At 68.8% G+C, this 16,237-nt stretch carries 17 protein-coding genes; 16 read left to right on the forward strand and 1 reads right to left on the reverse strand.

Going from position 1 to position 16,237, the window contains the following annotated elements:
* The 4 genes from B1964_RS09565 to B1964_RS09580 all read left to right on the forward strand — a co-directional run.
* The coding region (locus B1964_RS09565; protein ID WP_139765686.1) for a chorismate synthase at positions 1-474 on the forward strand (474 nt) is incomplete at its 5' end.
* Positions 471-1,034 carry a shikimate kinase gene (locus B1964_RS09570; RefSeq protein ID WP_079929607.1) on the forward strand — a complete coding sequence of 188 codons (564 nt, stop codon included), beginning with the start codon at positions 471-473 and terminating at the stop codon, positions 1,032-1,034. The genes B1964_RS09565 and B1964_RS09570, both read left to right, overlap by 4 nt.
* Complete coding sequence (aroB, locus tag B1964_RS09575) at positions 1,031-2,152, forward strand: 3-dehydroquinate synthase (protein WP_079929608.1); 1,122 nt, start codon at positions 1,031-1,033, stop codon at positions 2,150-2,152. Before B1964_RS09570 ends, aroB begins: the two co-directional genes overlap by 4 nt.
* Positions 2,153-2,206: 54 nt before the next feature.
* Positions 2,207-2,764, forward strand: a complete 558-nt coding sequence (locus B1964_RS09580; protein ID WP_079929609.1) for a hypothetical protein — start codon at positions 2,207-2,209, stop codon at positions 2,762-2,764.
* Between the two features lie 36 nt (positions 2,765-2,800).
* On the opposite strand, the gene B1964_RS09585 is transcribed toward B1964_RS09580, so the two are convergent.
* Positions 2,801-3,301 carry a B-4DMT family transporter gene (locus B1964_RS09585; RefSeq protein ID WP_006370248.1) on the reverse strand — a complete coding sequence of 167 codons (501 nt, stop codon included), beginning with the start codon at positions 3,299-3,301 and terminating at the stop codon, positions 2,801-2,803.
* A 102-nt stretch (positions 3,302-3,403) separates the two neighbouring features.
* Here B1964_RS09585 and B1964_RS09590 point away from each other — a divergent pair, with 102 nt between their 5' ends.
* From B1964_RS09590 to B1964_RS09645, 12 genes are all read left to right on the forward strand, one after another.
* Positions 3,404-4,510, forward strand: a complete 1,107-nt coding sequence (locus B1964_RS09590) for an aminopeptidase P family protein (protein WP_079929610.1) — start codon at positions 3,404-3,406, stop codon at positions 4,508-4,510.
* Positions 4,511-4,545: 35 nt separating this feature from the next.
* Positions 4,546-5,109, forward strand: a complete 564-nt coding sequence (gene efp / locus B1964_RS09595; RefSeq protein WP_006370250.1) for an elongation factor P — start codon at positions 4,546-4,548, stop codon at positions 5,107-5,109.
* Between the two features lie 14 nt (positions 5,110-5,123).
* Positions 5,124-5,591, forward strand: coding sequence for a transcription antitermination factor NusB (gene nusB / locus B1964_RS09600; RefSeq protein ID WP_006370251.1), 468 nt, complete (start codon positions 5,124-5,126; stop codon positions 5,589-5,591).
* A gap of 124 nt (positions 5,592-5,715) precedes the next feature.
* Positions 5,716-6,303, forward strand: a complete 588-nt coding sequence (gene pyrR / locus B1964_RS09605; protein ID WP_006370252.1) for a bifunctional pyr operon transcriptional regulator/uracil phosphoribosyltransferase PyrR — start codon at positions 5,716-5,718, stop codon at positions 6,301-6,303.
* A complete protein-coding gene (locus B1964_RS09610) occupies positions 6,303-7,253 on the forward strand; it encodes an aspartate carbamoyltransferase catalytic subunit (RefSeq protein WP_006370253.1) in 951 nt (316 codons plus the stop codon). Before pyrR ends, B1964_RS09610 begins: the two co-directional genes overlap by 1 nt.
* Complete coding sequence (locus B1964_RS09615) at positions 7,250-8,560, forward strand: dihydroorotase (RefSeq protein WP_014359919.1); 1,311 nt, start codon at positions 7,250-7,252, stop codon at positions 8,558-8,560. The genes B1964_RS09610 and B1964_RS09615 overlap by 4 nt, the downstream gene beginning before the upstream one ends.
* Positions 8,557-9,123, forward strand: coding sequence for a hypothetical protein (locus B1964_RS09620; RefSeq protein ID WP_020171422.1), 567 nt, complete (start codon positions 8,557-8,559; stop codon positions 9,121-9,123). Before B1964_RS09615 ends, B1964_RS09620 begins: the two co-directional genes overlap by 4 nt.
* Positions 9,120-10,289, forward strand: coding sequence for a glutamine-hydrolyzing carbamoyl-phosphate synthase small subunit (carA, locus tag B1964_RS09625; RefSeq protein ID WP_079929611.1), 1,170 nt, complete (start codon positions 9,120-9,122; stop codon positions 10,287-10,289). The genes B1964_RS09620 and carA overlap by 4 nt, the downstream gene beginning before the upstream one ends.
* Entirely contained in the window at positions 10,289-13,639 is a 3,351-nt protein-coding gene (gene carB, locus B1964_RS09630) for a carbamoyl-phosphate synthase large subunit (protein WP_079929612.1), read from the forward strand. The genes carA and carB overlap by 1 nt, the downstream gene beginning before the upstream one ends.
* Positions 13,636-14,457, forward strand: a complete 822-nt coding sequence (pyrF, locus tag B1964_RS09635) for an orotidine-5'-phosphate decarboxylase (RefSeq protein ID WP_079929613.1) — start codon at positions 13,636-13,638, stop codon at positions 14,455-14,457. The genes carB and pyrF overlap by 4 nt, the downstream gene beginning before the upstream one ends.
* Before the next feature lie 22 nt (positions 14,458-14,479).
* Positions 14,480-15,118 (forward strand): response regulator transcription factor, encoded by a 639-nt coding sequence (locus tag B1964_RS09640; RefSeq protein ID WP_079929614.1) that lies wholly within the window; start codon positions 14,480-14,482, stop codon positions 15,116-15,118.
* Positions 15,115-16,237, forward strand: a 1,123-nt coding sequence (locus tag B1964_RS09645) for an ATP-binding protein (RefSeq protein ID WP_079929615.1), incomplete at its 3' end; no start/stop codon positions are given. The genes B1964_RS09640 and B1964_RS09645, both read left to right, overlap by 4 nt.

The following is a 16,237-nucleotide window of genomic DNA, read 5'->3' on the forward strand; positions in this document are numbered from 1 at the left end:
GGTGAGCCCCGCCTCGACGCCCGACTCGCCGGTGCACTCATGGGGATCCAGGCGATCAAGGGTGTCGAGGTCGGTGACGGTTTCGCGACCGCGCGTCGCCGTGGCAGCGCCGCCCACGACGAGATGGTCCCCGGGCCCGACGGCGTGCTGCGGTCGACCAACCGGGCCGGTGGCCTCGAGGGCGGCATGACCAACGGCGAGGACGTGCGGGTGCGGGTGGCGATGAAGCCGATCTCGACGGTGCCGCGCGCCCTGTCGACCATCGACATGAGCACCGGCGATCAGGCCAGCGCCATCCATCAACGATCGGACGTGTGCGCGGTGCCCGCGGCGGGTGTGGTCGCCGAGGCCATGGTCGCGCTGGTACTCGCCCAGGCGGCGCTGGAGAAGTTCGGCGGCGATTCGGCCACCGAAACCGGTGAGAACCTGCGCGGCTACCTCAAGCACGTCGAGTCCCGGCCCCCGCGTTCATGACCGGCGCATCACTGCCGGTGACCGGCGGTCCCGATCGTCCGGTCGCCGTGCTCGTCGGGTTCATGGGTGCCGGAAAGTCCACAGTCGGACGGATACTCGCCGACAAGCTCGGCGTCGACTTCGTCGACACCGACGCCGAGATCGTGACCCGCACCGGCCAGACCATCCCGGAGATCTTCACCGGTGCCGGGCCCACCCGGTTCCGCCAGATCGAATGCGACGTCGTCACCGACGTCCTGGAGAACCACCGCGGGGTGGTGGCCCTCGGCGGGGGTGCGGTGACCACCGAAGCGGTCCGTGACGCACTCGACGGACACCGTGTCGTCCACCTGAAAATCGGTGCCGAGGACGGCTTCTCGCGCGTCTTGGGGTCCGATCGACCGCTGCTGGCCGACGGCGATCCGGCCGCCCGCTACCGTGAACTGCTGACCGACCGCGCCGAGATCTACAGCGGCGTCGCGACCATCGAGGTCGACGCGGCCGACGGCGACGCGCAGGATGTCGCCGACGTCATCATCGCCGCGATCGCCCGCGAACTCGTACCCGAGAGGACCACATGAGCGACCCGACGACCACCGAGCCGGTACGGATCCGCGTCAATGCCGGGTCGCCGTATGACGTGATCATCGGTCGCGGTCTGCTCGGTGAGCTCGCCGATGCTGCCGCCGGCGCCGATCGGATCGCGATTCTGTATCAGCCGACGCTCGCCCAGACCGCGGAGCAGATCCGGGAATACCTGTCCGGCAAGGGATTCGACGCACATCGTGTCGAGATCCCGGACGCCGAGGCCGGCAAGGATCTCGCGGTGGCCGCATTCTGCTGGGACGTGTGCGGCCGGATCGGGCTCAAACGCAACGACAAGATCATCTCGTTGGGCGGCGGCGCCTCGACCGACCTGGCCGGATTCGTGGCCGCCACCTGGATGCGGGGGATCGGGGTCATCCACGTTCCCACCACCCTGCTGGCGATGGTCGACGCCGCGGTCGGCGGCAAGACCGGCATCAACACCGATGCCGGCAAGAACCTGGTGGGCGCATTCCACGAGCCCGACGCGGTACTCATCGACATCGCGACCCTCGAGACGGTACCGCGCAATGAGGTGATCGCCGGGCTGGCGGAGGTCATCAAGACCGGATTCATCGCCGACCCGACGATCCTCGACATCATCGAGGCCGACCCGGCCGCGGCCACCGACCCGACCGCCGACGTCCTCCCCGAGCTCATTCGACGATCGGTGCAGGTCAAGGCCGATGTGGTGTCCGCCGACCTCAAGGAGTCGTCGCTGCGGGAGATCCTCAACTACGGTCACACGCTCGGCCACGCCATCGAGCGTCGCGAACGCTACCGCTGGCGCCACGGCGCGGCGGTGTCGGTGGGGCTGGTCTTCGCCGCCGAACTCGCGCGGCTGGCCGGTCGGCTCGACGACGCGACCGCCGATCGGCACGCGGCGATCCTCTCCCTCGTCGGATTGCCGACGACCTACGACGCCGATGCCCTCGGCGATCTGCTCACCACGATGGCGGGCGACAAGAAGAACCGCTCCGGGGTCATGCGTTTCGTGGTCCTCGATGGACTCGCCAAACCCGGACGCCTCGAGGGCCCCGACCCTTCGCTGGTCGCCGCCGCGTACTCGGCGGTTGCCGCGGAAGCGGCGCCGGGCGGGGCGACCCTGCTCTGAGGCTGATGATTCTGGGCCGGATGATTCTGGGCCGGACAACGAGGGACGGCGTCGGTGTGTGAACAGTGTGTCGTCTCGCCCGTCTACTTCGGCGAACCGCTACCCGGGTGGACGCTGGCGCGCGCTCGGCTGGAATCGCCGGTGGCCGACTGGCGCCAGGGACAGTGGGGACTGATCCGCGCGGACGACCCGACTTTCGTGTGGTGGACCACCCCGACACCGAGTCCGACGCGGGGTATGTCGGAGGACGAGGAAGACGCGTGGTGGGCCGAACGGTCTGGGGGACACCAGGACCTCGCGGCGCAGGACCCCGAGGTCGAACGCGAACTCTGGGCCACCGACGAACGGTGCGCCGACTTCCTCTCCGCTTTCCGTGCGTGCTCACCGAACGACGGCTTCGATCTGGTGACCGCCGCCGCCCACTGTGGCTACGAACGTGCTCGTGACGGAGTTTTCGAGATCTGGTTCTTCGACTACCTGGGTGACCATCTTCGCAGCGCGCCTGCAGAGGTCGATCCGTACGATGAGCGGCCCGAGTTGGTGCGCGATCTGCCCTTCGACGCCACTATCGGGCGGCACCCGTTGCCTGGCGAGCCGTTCTACCGACAGTGAGTCTCCGCACGCTGCTCGAGGACCGGGCGAGGTGCGTCAGACCCGCTCGATCTGCTCGGTTGGTTGCGCGTCGGGGTGCACCGACCAGTCGTCGTCGTGGGAGTTCTTGCGCTGATCGCGGCGCATCAGCCAGCGACCCACCGCCGCGCCGACGAACGCGGGGACAAAGATCAGCAGCGCGGTGAACGAGCCACCGGCGATCAGTTCGACCCACAAGCTGGCCTGGCCGATCCCGGCGAAGACGAAGCTGCCCAGGATCCAGGAGATGAGGCCCGCGACGACACCTGCGAAGACGCCGGCCTTGAGCCAGCGGACGGTCAGGTCCTCGTAATCGTCGGGATCGGGGTTGGCCCGCGCGTCGGCGATGCCGTCGATGCCGCCCCAGAGCAGGGACACCAGCACGACCACGGCGACCGCGATCGTCTTCCACACCGTGGAATGCAGGGGAGCGTGGATGATGGCCAGTCCGAGTACCACTCGGGCCGCGACGTGTACCGCGGTCATGACGACTCCGCGCAGCAACCAGGAGGAGAACATGCCGAACACGTTACTAGAGGGTCAGCACATCCAGTGCTCTTGGCCACACTTTGCATCATGTCGTATGCCCTGTCCCGGAATGCGTCGGGCTAGCGTGAACCGATGACCCCCACACATGACCACGCCGGTCGTCGTGATCGGCTGCGCGACCTGATCGTCAGTGGTGACCACGCCGTCGATGCCTTCCTGGTCGGTGATCTCACCAACGTGCGCTACCTGACCGGGTTCACCGGCTCCAACGGTGCGGTGTTGATCTCGGCCTCGGGTCCGGCGGGTGACCGGATCTGCACCGACGGCCGTTATCAGACCCAGGTCGGTGAGCAAGCCGGCGACCTCGAGGCCGTCCTCGCCCGCGACTGCCCACCGGCACTGCTGCGCGTCGCCGCCGACGCCGGGGCGCGCCGGGTCGGTTTCGAGGCCGACGCCCTCACGGTCGCCGCGCACCGGGCCCTCGGTGCGGACGCACCCGACGGTGTCGAACTCGTCGGCCGGACCGGCCTGGTCCAGGGCCTACGGGAAATCAAGGATGCCGGGGAGATCGCACTGCTGCGGCAGGCCTGCCGGATCGGGGACGAGGCACTCGCGGCACTCATCGACGGCGGAGGATTACGGGCGGGTGCCACCGAACGAGAGGTCGCTCGCGTCCTGGAATGGGAGATGTACCGGCACGGCGCCGACGCGGTGGCCTTCGAGACGATCGTCGCCGCCGGCGCCCATTCGGCGATCCCACACCATCGCCCCACCCACGAGGTGCTCGCCGACGGCGACTTCGTCAAGATCGACTTCGGTGCGGTGTTCGGCGGTTACCACTCGGACATGACCCGGACCTTCGTGCTCGGTCGCGCCGCACCGTGGCAGCGTGAGATCTACGAGCTCGTCGCCACCGCACAGTCCGCCGGGCGGGCGGCGCTGCACCCGGGTGCCGACCTGCGCGGGGTGGACGCCGCGGCCCGGACGGTGATCGCCGACGCCGGTCACGCGGAGAACTACGTGCACGGTCTCGGACACGGAGTCGGCCTCGAGATCCACGAAGCGCCCGGAATCGGCAAGCTCGCAACGGGTACACTGCCTTGCGGCGCAGCGGTGACCGTGGAACCCGGGGTCTACCTCCCGGGCCGAGGTGGAGTCAGGATCGAGGACACCCTCGTCGTCACCGACGGCGATCCGGAGCTGCTGACCGCCAGCGACAAGACATTCACCGTCATCTGACGGTTCTCGACGTCAAGAAGGAAGAGACGACACATATGGCGACCACCGCCGATTTCAAGAACGGCCTCGTGCTGCGCATGGATGACCAGCTCTGGCAGATCCTGGAGTTCCAGCACGTCAAGCCCGGCAAGGGTCCGGCCTTCGTGCGCACCAAGATCAAGAACATCCTGTCCGGCAAGACCGTTGACAAGACCTTCAACGCCGGGGTCAAGGTGGAGACCGCGACCGTCGACCGTCGCGACATGACCTACCTCTACAACGACGGCACCGACTACGTCTTCATGGACGCCCAGGACTACGAGCAGTACTCGCTGGCACCGGCCACCGTCGGCGACGGCGCCCGGTTCCTGTTGGAGAACATGACCGTGCAGGTCTCGCTCAACGACGGCACCCCGCTCTTCGTCGAACTGCCGGTCACCGTCGAGCTCGAGGTCACCCATACCGATCCGGGCCTGCAGGGCGACCGCTCCACCGGCGGCACCAAGCCCGCCACCCTGGAGACGGGTGCCGAGATCGCGGTTCCGCTGTTCATCAACACCGGCGACAAACTGAAGGTCGACTCGCGCGACGGCAGTTACCTCGGCCGCGTCAACAACTAGCGAGATCCCCACACGTGAAGCAGCCCGGAACCCGACACAAGGCGCGCCGCCGCGCCATCGACCTGCTGTTCGAGGCGGAGGCCAAGGACGTCAGCCCGGCCGAACTCGTCGCCGAACGGCGGGAGCTGGTGCAAACCGACGAGAGTGTCGGACAGATCCATCCCTACACCGCGCGGGTCGTCGACGGTCTGGTCGCCGACGAGGCGCAGATCGACGCGGTCATCTCCTCGCACCTGAAGGGCTGGACCCTGCAGCGACTACCCGCTGTGGATCGGGCGATCCTGCGCCTGGCCACCTGGGAGTTGTTCAACGCCACCGACGTCGATCCGATCGTCGTGGTCGACGAGGCGGTCGAGCTCGCCAAGGAACTGTCCACCGACGACTCGCCCGCCTTCGTCAACGGGGTGCTGCAGACGATCGCCGACCTCGCCCCGCAGGTGCGGGCCGCGCAGGCGGCGGGTTCGGACCGCGACAACCACTGAGCTCGAGTCCACCGGGGCCGGCGCGGCTCGAGTCCGGTTCGGCGTACACGATGCCGGCGTGTAGTCTTGGCCGCGACAGACATCCTTTAACGATCCGTCCCGTGAGGCGGAGAAGGAGGTCGGCGTGGTCACGCCCACCGACGGTGCACCCTCAGGTAGACGAGTTCTCCTCGACGCCGGCGACGTCTCGCGGACCATTGCCCGCGTCGCACACCAGGTGATCGAGAAGAACGCTCTCGACGCCCCCGACGCCCCCCGCGTCATCATCATCGGGATTCCCACTCGCGGAACCACTCTCGCCGACCGCTTGGCCGCCAAGATCGGCGAATTCGCCGGACGCGACATCCCCGTCGGCTATCTCGACATCACCCTGTATCGCGACGATCTGCGCGACAAACCCCACCGCCCTCTCGAGCGCACGATGGTGCCGCCCGGCGGCGTCGACCACGCGATCGTGATCCTCGTCGACGACGTCCTCTACTCCGGTCGTACGGTGCGGGCCGCCCTCGACGCCCTGCGCGACCTCGGCCGCCCCGACGCGGTGCAACTCGCCGTCCTCATCGATCGCGGCCATCGCGAATTGCCTTTGCGCGCAGACTATGTCGGCAAGAACATCCCGACCTCGCGTGACGAGAGCGTGGCCGTGCACCTCGTCGAGCACGACGGGCTCGACGAGGTCGTGCTGAGCGCGGCCGGGTCGGGGGATCGCTGATGCGGCACCTGCTGTCCACCGAGGACCTGTCGGCGGCCGAGGCCACCGAGTTGCTCGACGAGGCCGAACGCTTCGAGCAGGCACTGACCGGACGTGAGGTCCGCAAGCTGCCGACGCTGCGCGGGCGCACCGTCATGACGGTCTTCTACGAGAACTCCACCCGCACCCGGGTGTCCTTCGAGACCGCAGGGAAATGGATGAGCGCCGACGTGATCAACGTCTCGGCCTCGAGTTCCTCGGTCGGCAAGGGCGAGTCGCTACGAGACACCGCGATGACCCTGCGCGCCATCGGCGCCGACGCGCTGATCGTTCGGCATCCGGCTTCGGGTGCGGCACAACAGATCGCGCAATGGACCGAGGGGCAGGACGGCATCGGTCCGTCGGTGATCAACGCCGGCGACGGCATGCACGAACACCCCACGCAGGCGCTGCTCGACGCCCTCACGCTGCGTCAACGACTCGGCTCGCTGCAGGGTCGCCGCGTCGCGATCGTCGGCGACGTCCTGCACTCCCGGGTGGCCCGCTCCAACGCTCATCTGCTCTCGACCCTCGGCGCGGAGGTGGTGCTGGTGGCGCCACCGACACTGCTGCCGGTGGGCGTCGACACCTGGCCGGTGACCGTGTCGAGCGACCTCGACGCCGAACTCCCGGCCGTGGACGCGGTGATGATGCTGCGCGTACAGGCCGAACGCATGAACGGCGGTTTCTTCCCCAGTGCACGCGAATACTCGGTGCGCTACGGGCTCTCCGAGCGGCGGCTGGGATTACTCGGTGACGACGCGGTGATCCTGCACCCGGGACCGATGTTGCGTGGCATGGAGATCGGTTTCTCGGTCGCCGACGCACCCGCGGCGACCGTCCTGGAACAGGTACGCAACGGAGTCCATGTGCGGATGGCGGTGTTGTTCCGCCTGCTCGTCGGGACCGAACAGTCAGGAGTATCGCAGTGAGCGCCCCGAGGAACATCGGAACTGTTGTCCTGCAACAGGTTCGGCCGTACGGCGAGGACCCGGTCGACGTGGTCGTCGTCGACGGGGTGATCACCGGGATCGGGACGTCGGTGACGGTGCCCGAGGGAGCCGAGCGCATCGACGGGGCCGGTGCCGTGCTGCTGCCGGGCCTCGTCGACCTGCACACCCATCTGCGCGAGCCGGGCCGGGAGGACACCGAGACCATCCGCACCGGCTCGCGGGCCGCGGCGCTCGGTGGGTACACGGCGGTGTTCGCGATGGCCAACACCGATCCGGTCGCCGACAACTCGACGATCACCGACAACGTATGGCGGATCGGCCGCGACGTCGGTCTGGTCGACGTCCACCCGGTCGGTGCGGTCACCGTCGGCCTCGGCGGTCAGCAACTCGCCGAGATGGGCATGATGGCGGCCGGCGTCGCGGGTGTCCGCATGTTCAGCGACGACGGGAAGTGCGTCCACGATCCGCTGATCATGCGGCGCGCCCTCGAATATGCCACCGGCCTCGGCGTACTGATCGCCCAGCATGCCGAGGAGCCGCGACTGACCAAGGGGGCCGTCGCCCACGAGGGTGCGAACGCGGCACGGCTGGGTTTGACCGGGTGGCCCCGCGCCGCCGAGGAATCGATCGTGGTGCGCGATGCGCTGCTGGCCCGCGATGCCGGGGCGCGAGTGCACATCTGCCACGCCTCCACCGAGGGCACCGTCGAGTTGGTGCGCTGGGCCAAGGAACAGGGCATCGCCATCACCGCCGAGGTCACCCCGCATCACCTGCTGCTCACCGACGAACGCCTGGCCACCTACGACGCGGTCAACAAGGTGAACCCGCCGCTGCGGGAGGCCCGCGACACCGCAGCGCTGGTGCAGGCACTGGCCGACGGCATCGTCGACTGTGTGGCCACCGATCACGCGCCACACGCCGCGCAGGACAAGTGCTGCGAATTCGCCCTGGCCAAGCCCGGCATGCTCGGGCTCGAGACGGCGTTGCCGATCATCGTGGCGACCATGGTCGAACCCGGATTGCTGGACTGGCGCGGGGTCGCCCGGGTGATGAGCGAACGGCCCGCGCAGATCGTCGGACTCACCGATCAGGGTCGTCCCATCGCCGTCGGCGAACCGGCCAACCTGACCCTGGTCGACCCGGACTCGCCCTGGGTCGTGCGGGGAGAAGAGCTGGCCAGTCTGTCGTCGAACACGCCGTACGAGGAGATGACGATGCCCGCGCGGGTGATCGCCACGCTGCTGCGGGGGGTCGTCACCGCCCGGGACGGGCAGGCGAGCGCATGAGTGAGATCTTCCTCGACCTGATCATCGTGATCGTCGTGCTGGCCGCGTGGCTGGCGCTGGTGGCCCTGTTGCTGCGGGGCTGGCGCAATCGAGGTCGACGCCAGGCCGAGGCGATCGGCGAGATCCCGGCATTCCCCGACGATCCGGGTATCGCGCTCCTCGGCCCGGATTCCGGACTGTACCTCGGTGCCACCCTCGCACCGAGCTGGCAGAACCGGGTCGCCGTCGGCGATTTCGGTGATCGCGCCGCCGCCGACCTCTCGGCGTTCACCGACGGCATCGGCATCGAGCGCGCCGGGGCGTCGACGATCTGGATACCGCGGTCGTCGATCACCGCGGTCCGTACCGAGAACGGCCATGCAGGGAAGGTGATGGGCCGCGGCGGCGTGCTGGTGATCCGCTGGACACTGCCGTCGGGAACCGAGATCGACTCGGGCTTCCGCGCCGACGACAAGGCCGTCTACCCGCCCTGGATCGCCGAATTCACCGCGACACCGGCCGATTCCGAGACCCCGGCCCACGTTGAGACACTGACCGATAGCGAACAGGGGAAAGATCAATGACCGCAGCGGTTCTGGTGCTCGAGAACGGCCAGGTGTTCTCCGGGCAGCCCTACGGAGCCACCGGCGAGACACTCGGTGAGGCCGTGTTCTGCACCGCGATGACCGGATATCAGGAGACCCTGACCGACCCCAGCTATCACCGCCAGATCGTGGTGGCCACCGCACCGCAGATCGGCAACACCGGATGGAACACCGAGGACGGCGAATCGACCGGCAGCGCCGGCAGCGACGGCATCGACGGTGACTCCGGCAAGATCTGGGTGGCCGGTTACGCGATCCGCAATCCCACACGGCGCGTGTCGAATTGGCGAGCCACGACGAGCCTCGACGAGGAACTGACCCGTCAGGGCGTGGTCGGTATCGCCGGCATCGACACCCGCACGGTGGTGCGCATCCTGCGTGACCACGGATCGATGCGTGCCGGGGTGTTCTCCGGTCCGGCGCTCGCCTCGACCGAGGAGATGCTCGAGCGGGTACGCAGCCAGCCGTCGATGAAGGGCGCCGACCTCGCCGGCGAGGTGTCCACCGACCGGGGCTATCTCGTCGAGCCCGCGCAGCAGGCGCGACTGACCGTCGCCGCCATCGATCTGGGTATCAAGACCAACACCCCTCGGATGTTCACCCAGCGCGGCGTGGCGGTGCATGTGCTGCCCTCCGACACGTCCTTCGCGGCCATCCGCGAACTGCGGCCCGACGGGGTGTTCCTGTCCAACGGACCCGGCGACCCGGCGACCGCCGATGCCGCCGTCGCGCTGACCCGCGAGGTCCTCGGAGCGGATCTGCCACTGTTCGGGATCTGCTTCGGCAACCAGATCCTCGGGCGGGCGCTGGGCCGCTCCACCTACAAGATGACCTTCGGACACCGCGGGATCAACATCCCGGTCATCGACCACGCCACCGGCACGGTGTCGATCACGTCGCAGAATCACGGGTTTGCTCTCGAGGGCGAGGCCGGCGAGGAGTTCGACACCGACTTCGGACGGGCCCGCGTCAGCCACACCTGCGCCAACGACGGAACCGTCGAGGGTGTCGAATTGCTCTCGGGCCGTGCGTTTTCGGTGCAGTACCACCCGGAGGCCGCGGCCGGACCCCATGACGCCGCCTACCTTTTCGACAAATTCGTCACCCTGCTCGAGGGTGACCGCGCCAACGGAACGAGGGCCTGATGCCGCGCCGCACCGACCTGTCACACGTCCTGGTGATCGGTTCCGGACCGATCGTCATCGGTCAGGCCTGCGAGTTCGACTACTCCGGCACCCAGGCGTGCCGCGTCCTCAAGGCCGAGGGCCTACGCGTGAGCCTGGTGAACTCCAACCCGGCCACGATCATGACCGACCCGGAGTTCGCCGACGCCACCTACATCGAGCCGATCACCGCCGAATACGTCGAGAAGGTCATCGAGGCCGAACGCGACGCCGGGCACCCCATCGACGCCGTGCTGGCCACCCTCGGCGGTCAGACAGCGCTGAACACGGCTGTGGCACTGCATGATCGGGGTTCGCTGGAGAAGTACGGCATCGAGTTGATCGGCGCCGACTTCGATGCCATCCAGCGTGGTGAGGACCGGCAGATGTTCAAGGACATCGTCGCCAAGGTCGGCGGCGAGAGCGCCCGCTCCGCCGTCTGCCACACCATGGCGGAGGTTCGCGAGACCGTCGCCGAACTCGGCTATCCGGTGGTGGTGCGACCCTCGTTCACCATGGGCGGCCTCGGGTCGGGTATGGCCTACGACGAGAACGACCTCGAGCGCATCGCCGGCGGTGGACTCGCCGCGTCGCCGACGGCGAATGTGCTCATCGAGGAGTCGATCCTCGGGTGGAAGGAATACGAGCTCGAGCTGATGCGCGACAACCGCGACAACGTGGTCGTCATCTGCTCCATCGAGAACGTCGACCCGGTCGGGGTGCACACCGGCGACTCGGTGACCGTGGCCCCGGCGATGACACTCACCGACCGCGAATACCAGAAGATGCGCGACCTCTCGATCGCCATCCTGCGCGAGGTCGGCGTCGACACCGGCGGCTGCAACATCCAGTTCGCGCAGGACCCCGCCGACGGCCGTCTCGTCGTCATCGAGATGAATCCGCGTGTCTCGCGCTCCTCGGCATTGGCCTCCAAGGCAACGGGATTCCCGATCGCCAAGATCGCCGCGAAGCTCGCGATCGGGTACAGCCTCGACGAGATCACCAACGACATCACCAAGGAGACGCCGGCCTGCTTCGAGCCGACGCTCGACTACGTCGTGGTCAAGGCGCCGCGGTTCGCGTTCGAGAAGTTCCCCGGCGCCGACGACACACTGACCACCACCATGAAGTCGGTGGGCGAGGCGATGAGTCTGGGCCGGTCGTTCGCCGAGGCGCTGGGCAAGGTGATGCGGTCGCTGGAGAACAAGGCGGCCGGGTTCTGGACCGAACCCAACCGGCCCGACCCGTCGACGGTGGATCTCGAGGCACTGCTCGACGAGTTGCGCACCCCCAAGGACGGCCGGCTCTACGGCATCATGCTGGCCTTCGATGCCGGCGCCACCGTTGAGCAGTTGTACGAGGCCACCGCGATCGACCCGTGGTTCCTCGCCGAGATCGGCGGGATCGCGGCGCTCGGCGCCGAGATCCGCGACGCCGGGCAACTCACGGCGGAGTTGCTGCGCGAGGCGAAGTCGACCGGCTTCTCCGATCGCCAGATCGCGGCGCTGCGTTCCGATTTCGCCGACGAGGACGCGGTCCGCGCCTTCCGGCACGCCTCGGGTGTCCGCCCGGTCTACAAGACCGTCGACACGTGCGCGGCCGAATTCGAGGCCAAGACGCCCTATCACTATTCGACCTATGAGCTCGATCCGGCGGCGACCAGCGAGATCGCGCCGCAGCCCGATCGGCCCAAGGTCCTGATCCTGGGTTCGGGACCCAACCGCATCGGGCAGGGCATCGAATTCGACTACTCGTGCGTGCACGCCGCGCTCACGCTCAGCGAGGCCGGCTACGAGACGGTCATGGTCAACTGCAACCCGGAGACCGTCTCGACCGACTACGACACCGCCGATCGCCTGTACTTCGAGCCGTTGACCTTCGAGGACGTCCTCGAGGTGTTCCACGCCGAATCGGAGTCGGGCACCGTCGCCGGCGTCATCGTCCAGCTGGGCGGGCAGACCCCGCTAGGATTGGCCGACCGGCTCGAATCCGCGGGTGTCCCCATCGTCGGCACGAGCCCCGCGGCGATCGACCTCGCCGAGGACCGTGGTGAATTCGGCAAGGTGCTGACCGCCGCGGGACTGCCCGCCCCGGCGTTCGGGACGGCCACCAGCTTCGACGAGGCGCGCGAGACCGCCGCCCGGATCGGCTACCCGGTCCTGGTGCGTCCCTCCTACGTGCTCGGCGGGCGCGGTATGGAGATCGTCTACGACGAGTCATCCCTGGCCGACTACATCTCGCGCGCAACCGAATTGACCCCCGATCACCCGGTGCTGGTGGACCGGTTCCTCGAGGACGCGGTGGAGATCGACGTCGACGCGCTGTGCGACGGCACCGAGGTCTACATCGGCGGGATCATGGAGCACATCGAGGAGGCCGGTATCCACTCCGGCGACTCGGCGTGCGCGCTGCCGCCGATCACCCTCGGTCGCGCGGACCTGCAGATGGTGCGCGAGTCGACGGAGGCACTGGCCAAGGGGATCGGGGTGCGCGGACTGCTCAACGTCCAGTATGCGCTCAAGGACGACATCCTCTACGTGCTCGAGGCCAACCCCCGCGCGAGCCGCACGGTGCCGTTCGTCTCCAAGGCCACCGCGATACCGCTGGCCAAGGCATGTGCCCGCGTCATGCTGGGCACCTCCATCGCCGAGCTGCGTGATCAGGGCATCCTCGCCGCCGACGGCGACGGTGGCCACGCCCCGGTGCACGCACCGATCGCGGTGAAGGAAGCGGTGTTGCCGTTCAACAGGTTCCGCCGCCACGACGGCACCGGGGTCGACTCGCTGCTCAGTCCGGAGATGAAGTCCACCGGTGAGGTGATGGGCATCGACGCCGATTTCGGGCGGGCCTTCGCCAAGTCGCAGACCGCCGCCTACGGCTCGCTGCCCACCGACGGCGCCGTCTTCGTGTCGGTGGCCAACAAGGACAAGCGGGCGCTGCTGTTCCCGGTCAAACACCTCGCCGACCTCGGATTCACCATCCTGGCCACCGAGGGAACCGCAGAGGTGTTGCGGCGCAACGGCATCGAGTCGCAGACGGTGCGCAAGCACTTCGAGGCACAGCCGGGGGAGCCGACCATCCTCGACGCCATCCGCGCCGGTGAGGTGGCGATGGTCATCAACACGCCCTACGGCCAGTCCGGCCCGCGGGTCGACGGCTACGAGATCCGCAGTGCCGCCGTGGCCGCCGGAATCCCGTGTATCACCACGGTGCAGGGTGCCAGCGCGGCAGTGCAGGGCATCGAGGCCGCGCGGGGCAACCAGATGGGTGTCGAGGCGCTGCAGCGGCGCCACGCGGCCCTGGTGAACGAGCCGGGCGGGACCGAGAAGTGACCGGCTTCGGTCCCCGTTTCCGCACCGCCGTCACCGCACGGGGGCGGCTGTGCGCGGGGATCGACCCGCACGTCGAACTCCTCGAATCCTGGGGACTCGGAGCCGACCCGGCCGGGCTGGACCGCTTCGCCGACATCTGTATCGAGGCGTTCGGGTCGGTGGCGGCGGTCGTCAAACCGCAGGTGGCGTTCTTCGAGCCGTTCGGCGCGGCCGGCCTGGCGACCCTCGAACGGGTCATCGCCGGATGCCGCGACGCCGGGGCGCTCGTGCTCGCCGACGCCAAACGCGGTGACATCGGATCGACGATGGCCGCCTACGCGCGAGCGTGGCTCGACGATTCGTCGCCGCTGGCCTCCGACGCGGTCACCGTCTCCCCGTACCTCGGATTCGGTTCCCTCGCACCGGCACTCGACGCGGCACGCCCGGCCGGGCGGGGCGTGTTCGTCCTCGCCCGCACCTCCAACCCGGAGGGTGCGTCGGTGCAACTGGCCGATGCCGACGGGCGAACGGTGGGGCAGCGGATCGTCGACGCGGCCGCCGCGGTCAACACCGACGGCGCGGGCACGGTGGGCGTGGTGGTCGGTGCGACCCGTGCGCACAACCTCGATCTCACCGCACTCGCCGGTCCCGTCCTGGCCCCGGGCCTCGGCGCCCAAGGAGCACGCGCCGAGGATCTCGGTTCGGTCTTCGCCGAGGCCGACCTCGCCTGGCTGCTGCCGGCGAGTTCACGCGGGGTGCTGCGCGCCGGCCCCGACATCGGCGCGTTGCGCGCGTCGTTCGAGGCCGCGCGTGATGAGGTGGAATCAGCGCTGTCGTGAGGCCGGCGCCCGAGGAGGCCGCATGAACCGGACCATCAGCGTCGTGGTCGTCGACGATCACCCGTTCTTCCGGGACGGTCTGTTGCGAGGACTGTCGGCCAGCGGTCGCATCCGGGTGGTCGGGGAGGCCGGGGATGCGCGGTCGGGGATCGCCACGATCGGCGAACTGCAGCCCGACGTCGCCGTCGTCGACTACCAGATGCCCGGCATGACGGGTAGCGATCTCGTCCACGCGGTGACCCGGGACGGTGTCTCCACCAAGGTGCTGCTGCTCTCGGCGGTCACCGATTCGGTGGTCGTGTTCGACGCGCTGCGCGAGGGTGCGGCGGGCTACATGTCGAAGGACGCCGACCGCGACGCCATCGTCGGAGCCGTCGAACGGGTCGCGCGCGGCGAGACGGTCGTGCCACCCGAGCTCGCCGCCGGTCTCGTCACCCAGATCCGGGCGCACGCCGCTCCCGGTGTACCGACACTCAGTGAGCGAGAAAGCCAGGTGCTCAACGGTTTCGCGCGAGGCCTGTCCATTCCGCAGATCGCCGCCGAGCTCTACATCGGTGCGTCGACCGTCAAGACCCACGCGGGCAACCTCTATCAGAAGCTCGGTGTCTCCGATCGTGCCGCCGCGGTCGCCGAGGGCATGCGGCAACACCTCATCGAATGAGTCGGGAACCTCTCGGGCGGTGGCGGCCACGCGGGTTTTCCGCACCGGGTCTCGGTGAGCCGGCACTCGACCGAATCCTCTACGAACACGCCCTGCTCGGGCTGCGTGTGCAGGTGGTGGTGCGGCTGACGCTGGCGGTGTTCATGACGCTTGTCGTCGCCCTCGATCCACCCGCGCACCTGTTGGTGCCGACCTGGGCGGTCGTCGGCGCCTACGTGGTGTGGGCGGTCGCCAGCATCGTGCCCGCACGACGTGCCGGCCGGCGGACGCTGTACTGGGCGTGGCTGGCGCTGTTGGTCGATCTGGTGGCCCTCACCACCGTCGCGTCCTTCGCCGCCGCCTCCGACGCGACCAGCTGGACCTCGGATGTGCTGCTCACCGGGTTCGCGCTGCTCCCGATGGCGGCGGCCACGCAGTTGCGTCCGGCGGTGTGTGCCGCGATCGCGGTGCCGACCGCGCTGGTGTTCTTCATCACCAGTGCGGCCGCACGTACGGCCAACGGCGAACCCTGGTCGTCGGTGGTGTTGCACACGATGGTGATCGCCGGCCTCGGGCTCGCCGCGGTGCTGCTCTCGCGGGTCGCGCGGTCACGGGTGCTCACCATCGCCGTGCTGGCCCGCGAACGGGCGCAGTTGCTCGAGGATGCGCTGCGCGTCGAGGCTCGCGAGCGGCAGGCACTGGCCGAGGCGTTGCACGACGGGGCCCTGCAGTACGTGCTCGGTGCGCGCGCCGAGATGGACGCGGTGCGCCGGGGCGATCCGGTGGCGATCGATCGGGTCGAGATCGCCCTCGCCGAATCCGGCCGATTGCTGCGATCGACGTTGACGGCACTGAACCCGGCGGTCCTCGAGCATCACGGGTTGGCGGTCGCGGTCACCGAGCTTGCCCGGACGACGCAGGCATCGTCGGGGGTGACGGTGCTGGTCGACGCCGCGGCCTGGCCCGATGGGCCGACCCCGGTCGACCGGCTGCTGTTCGCGTCAGCCCGCGAACTGCTCACGAACGTGGTCAAACATGCCCGCGCGCACCGGGTGGAGCTCACGCTCGAGCACACCGACGGGCAGGCGCGGCTGATCGTCGTGGACGACGGTGTCGGCGTCACCGACGACGACGTGTCGG

The sequence above is a fragment of the Gordonia sp. i37 genome (assembly GCF_002043085.1).
Taxonomy (GTDB): Bacteria; Actinomycetota; Actinomycetes; order Mycobacteriales; family Mycobacteriaceae; genus Gordonia; species Gordonia polyisoprenivorans.